This window comes from Caulobacter sp. P1_B12_2 (assembly GCF_056406675.1).
The window spans coordinates 1-4,193 of the sequence record NZ_JBFTZS010000409.1 but is presented as its reverse complement, the minus strand read 5'-3'; the positions used below and the strand labels follow the sequence as shown (position 1 = coordinate 4,193).

Below are 4,193 nucleotides of genomic sequence, written 5' to 3'. Positions count from 1 at the left end.
GCTCGCATGAGGCGGTGCTGTCGGCGGTCGGGGCGGGCGCCGTCGACCTGGGCGTCACCTATCGGCCGGTGGTCGCCGCGCCGGTGCAGTCGACGCCGATCGCCCGGGAAGAACTGGTGCTGGCCGCGCCCGCCCGGATGGAGATCCCGCAAGACCTCGACGCCCTCTCTCGCACTGCTTTCGCCACCTATGACGAGTACGAGTTCGTATTCGGCCACTGGTTCGAGACGGTGTTCGGCGCTCAGCCTGACGCCCTGAAGCGGCTGGACCACGCCGGCGAGATCGAGGAGGCGATGGAGAGCTGCGCGGCCGGCCGAGGAGCGATCATCGCGCCGCTGGACCTGGTCCGCTCGGCCGGCTGGCGCGACCGCGTGCGGATCGTTCGGCCGGCCGGACGGCCTCTGTGCTTCAACACGCTGCACCTGCTGGGACTTGGCCCGGCCCTGGCTTCGCCGGATGCTGACACGATCCGGTCCATGCTCGCCGAGACTGGCGAGGGGGAGGAACGATGACGCATTCACCAGACGATATCGAACGACGCGCGGTGCTCGCGGGCGTACTGGCCCTGGCGGCCGTCACCGCGCCGTCCCTGACCCAGGCCAAGGAGAACAAGACGATGTACGGACTGATCGGTCAGATGAAGGCCGCGCCCGGCAAGCGGGACGAGCTGGTCGCCATCCTGGCGGAGAGCACCGAGGGCATGCCCGGCTGCCTCAGCTATATCGTCGCCAAGGACGCGGTCGACGCCGACGCCCTGTGGATCACCGAGGTCTGGACCGACAAGGACAGCCACGCCGGGTCGCTCAAGCTGCCCTCAGTCCAGGCCGCCATCGCCAAGGCCCGCCCGATCATCGCCGGCTTCGGGCATCGGTTCGAGACCGTGCCGATCGGTGGCGTGGGCCTGGCCAAGGCCTAAAGAAAAAGGCCCGCGGATCGCTCCGCGGGCCTCTTCTTCGTCCTAAGCCGTGAAGCCTAGCACTTGTAGTACATGTCGAATTCGACCGGGTGCGGGTGCAGCGTCAGGCGCATCACCTCTTCCATCTTCAGCTCGATGTAGCTGTCGATGAAGTCGTCATCCATGACGCCGCCGGCCTTCAGGAAGGCGCGGTCCTTGTCGAGGTTCTCGAGAGCCTCGCGGAGCGAGCCGCAGACTTCCGGGATCTTCTTCTGTTCGCGCGGCGGCAGGTCGTACAGGTTCTTGTCGGCGGGCGCGCCCGGATCGATCTTGTTGTTGATGCCGTCCAGGCCGGCCATCAGCAGGGCGACGAAGGTCAGATAGGGGTTGCCCATCGGGTCGGGGAAGCGGGCTTCCAGACGCTTGGCCTTCGGCGAGTCGACGTGCGGGATGCGGATCGAGGCCGAACGGTTGCGCGACGAATAGGCCAGCTTCACCGGGGCTTCGTAGCCCGGCACCAGGCGCTTGTACGAGTTCGTCGTCGAGTTCGAGAACGCGTTGATCGCCTTGGCGTGCTTGATGATGCCGCCGATGTACCACAGGCACATGTCCGACAGGCCGGCGTACTTGTCGCCGGCGAACAGCGGCTTGCCGTCCTGCCAGATCGACTGGTGCACGTGCATGCCCGAGCCGTTGTCGCCGAACATCGGCTTGGCCATGAAGGTGGCGCTCTTGCCGTAGGCGTGGGCCACATTGTGGATCACGTACTTGTAGAGCTGCATGCGGTCGGCCATCACGACCATGGTGTCGAACTTCAGGCCGAGTTCATGCTGGGCGGGCGCCACTTCGTGGTGGTGCTTTTCCGGCTTCATGCCCAGCTCGCCCATGACGGCCAGCATTTCGCCGCGCAGGTCCTGAGCCGAGTCGATCGGGTTGACCGGGAAGTAGCCGCCCTTCGGACCCGGGCGGTGACCCATGTTGCCTTCCGGATATTCCTTGGCCGAGTTGCCCGGCAGTTCGACGGAGTCGAACGAGTAGCCGGTGTTGTTCGACGAGGTGTTCCAGCGCACGTCGTCGAAGATGAAGAACTCGGCTTCGGGGCCGAAGAACACGGTGTCGCCGATGCCCGACGACTTGACGTAGGCCAGGGCGTTCTTGGCGATCGAGCGCGGGTCGCGGTTGTAGGGGGTGCCTGTGTCGGGGTTCACCACGTCGCAGAACAGCGCCAGGGTGGTCTGCTGGTAGAACGGGTCGATGATGGCGCTGTCGAGATCGGGACGCAGCTTCATGTCCGACTCGTTGATGGCCTTCCAGCCGGCGATCGACGAGCCGTCGAACATGGTGCCGTCGTTGAGGAAGTCGTCATCGACCAGATCGATGTCGAAGGTGACGTGCTGCAGCTTGCCGCGCACGTCGGTGAAACGAACGTCGACGTACTTGACGTCCTTTTCCTTGATCAGATCCAGGATTTGCTTGGCGGTGCTCATCGTTATCCCCTTTGAGCGTTAAGCGGTTACGGACCCTGCCTAGACGGCGGACGGGCCGGTTTCTCCGGTGCGGATGCGGACGACTTCCGTGATCTCGGACACGAAAATCTTGCCGTCGCCGATGCGGCCCGTGCGGGCGGCGTTGGTGATGGCTTCGAGCGCGGGCTCCAACTGGCTGTCTTCGACCACGACTTCGACTTTGATCTTGGGGAGGAAGTCGACGACGTACTCGGCGCCGCGATAGAGCTCGGTATGGCCCTTCTGGCGGCCGTAGCCCTTGGCTTCCAGCACGGTCATGCCTTGCACGCCCATGTCCTGGAGGGCCTCTTTGACCTCATCCAACTTGAACGGCTTGATGACGGCTTCGATCTTTTTCATCAGACTTCTTTCACGCCCAAACGGCGCGGGCGCCGCTGACTGAGCGGCACGGAGCACGCCGACCTGTCGGGTCACAAGCGCGCTGAAGCGCTTTATCGTGCGAGTTCTGCTGAGTTCCGCTCATTGATCAATATTTGTGCACGTAAAGCCTGAAAGATGATCAGGGCGTGTTTGGCCGCCCAAACCGCCTTGCGAGCGGCGATTGGCGACCTAGGATCGTCGAAACGGCCATTTTGGCGGCGAAGAACCGGGCCGAACCGGTGTCGTCGGCGAGTGGACCACGTCGAGGCGTCTTTGTCGGAATGGACAAAAATGCGCCGTCGATTCGAAAACTGCTGAAGATTGTGGCGAAACCCAAGGCGGGCGAGCCGGTCGGGGCTGGGTGGGTTTTTGCGCGTTCGCACGTTTCGATGGCGAACGGCGCCCCGGGGCCGCCCCGTAAACGTGGCAAGAAGACCCGGCCCTAGGGCATGGCGGGGAAGATATTTCGGGGACAAGGAAAGCCGATGAGCCGCATTCATATGATCCGCCATGGCCGTCCCGCCTCGACCTGGGGCGATGCGGACCAGGATCCGGGCCTGGACGGCATCGGCGCTGAACAAGCGCGGGCCGTGGCGCGGGTGTTGCTGGCCTTGCCCGTGGGCGAGCGCCCGTCGCGGGTGGTCAGTTCGCCGCTGCGGCGCTGCCGGGAAACCGCCCAGCCGCTGGCCGACGCCCTGGGCGTGACGGTCGAGATCGATCCTCGGGTCGGCGAGATCCCGACGCCGGCCGCCCTCGACGCCGAGGCGCGCCCGGCCTGGCTGCGCGAAGCCTTCCAGGGCCGGTGGAGCGACATCCGGGGCGATCTGGACTACGCGGCCTGGACCCGCGAGGTCGCCGAGGGCGTGGCCTCGCATCCCGGCGCGGCGGTGTTCAGCCATTTCGTGGCGTTGAACGCGGCGGTGTCGGCGGCGACCGGCGGCGAGGCGGTGGCGGCTTTTCGACCCGACCACGTGTCGGTGACGGTGTTCGATCTGGTCGACGGCGGCCTGATCCTGGTCGACAAAGGCCAAGAGGCTTCCACCCAAGTGCTTTAAAGAGGAGCAGCCGTGCCGCGCGAGATCATGACCGTCGCCGAGATGACCGCGGCGGACCGCGCGGCGGCCGAAGCGGGGACGCCGACCATCGTCTTGATGGAGCGGGCGGGGCGCGCCGTGGCGGAGGTCATCCGCGAACGCTATGCGCGCTGTCCCACGGTGGTCTGGTGCGGTCCGGGCGACAACGGCGGCGACGGCTATGTGATCGCCCGGCATCTGCGGCGGCGCGGTTGGCCGGTGCGGGTCGAGGCCTTGGCGCCGCCCGCCGGTCCGGCGGCGCAATGGGCGGCCGCGCGCTGGAAGGGCGAGACCGGGCCGGTGGTCTCGGAACTGGGCTCGGCGGCGCTCTATATCGAC

6 protein-coding genes are annotated in these 4,193 nt (G+C 66.1%); 4 read left to right on the top strand and 2 right to left on the bottom strand.

All coding sequences use genetic code 11. The features are described 5' to 3' along the window. On the top strand, positions 1 to 512 hold a 512-nt coding region (locus tag AC1DZ6_RS20305), incomplete at its 5' end, for a LysR substrate-binding domain-containing protein (protein ID WP_477098941.1). Next, positions 509 to 916, top strand: coding sequence for a putative quinol monooxygenase (locus tag AC1DZ6_RS20300; protein ID WP_477098940.1), 408 nt, complete (start codon positions 509 to 511; stop codon positions 914 to 916). The genes AC1DZ6_RS20305 and AC1DZ6_RS20300, both read left to right, overlap by 4 nt. A gap of 56 nt (positions 917 to 972) precedes the next feature. On the opposite strand, the gene glnA is transcribed toward AC1DZ6_RS20300, so the two are convergent. Together glnA and AC1DZ6_RS20290 are read right to left on the bottom strand one after the other, a co-directional pair. Continuing rightward, on the bottom strand, positions 973 to 2,382 hold the full coding sequence (gene glnA, locus AC1DZ6_RS20295) for a type I glutamate--ammonia ligase (RefSeq protein ID WP_477034032.1): 1,410 nt from the start codon (positions 2,380 to 2,382) through the stop codon (positions 973 to 975). A 39-nt stretch (positions 2,383 to 2,421) separates the two neighbouring features. Further along, entirely contained in the window at positions 2,422 to 2,760 is a 339-nt protein-coding gene (locus AC1DZ6_RS20290) for a P-II family nitrogen regulator (RefSeq protein WP_035089775.1), read from the bottom strand. Positions 2,761 to 3,266: 506 nt separating this feature from the next. On the opposite strand from AC1DZ6_RS20290, the gene AC1DZ6_RS20285 reads away from it, so the two are divergent. Further along, the gene (locus AC1DZ6_RS20285; protein ID WP_477098939.1) at positions 3,267 to 3,836 is read left to right on the top strand and encodes a histidine phosphatase family protein; all 570 of its coding nucleotides are present in this window, start codon (positions 3,267 to 3,269) and stop codon (positions 3,834 to 3,836) included. Positions 3,837 to 3,848: 12 nt separating this feature from the next. After that, a partial coding sequence (locus AC1DZ6_RS20280; RefSeq protein WP_477098938.1) for an NAD(P)H-hydrate epimerase occupies positions 3,849 to 4,193 on the top strand: 345 nt, incomplete at its 3' end.

What these genes read in the sequence shown, in the direction of transcription:
- AC1DZ6_RS20300 (WP_477098940.1), top strand. Translation starts at nt 509, where the DNA reads ATGACGCATTCACCAGACGATATCGAACGACGCGCGGTGCTCGCGGGC.
- glnA (WP_477034032.1), bottom strand. Translation starts at nt 2,382, where the DNA reads ATGAGCACCGCCAAGCAAATCCTGGATCTGATCAAGGAAAAGGACGTC.
- AC1DZ6_RS20290 (WP_035089775.1), bottom strand. Translation starts at nt 2,760, where the DNA reads ATGAAAAAGATCGAAGCCGTCATCAAGCCGTTCAAGTTGGATGAGGTC.
- AC1DZ6_RS20285 (WP_477098939.1), top strand. Translation starts at nt 3,267, where the DNA reads ATGAGCCGCATTCATATGATCCGCCATGGCCGTCCCGCCTCGACCTGG.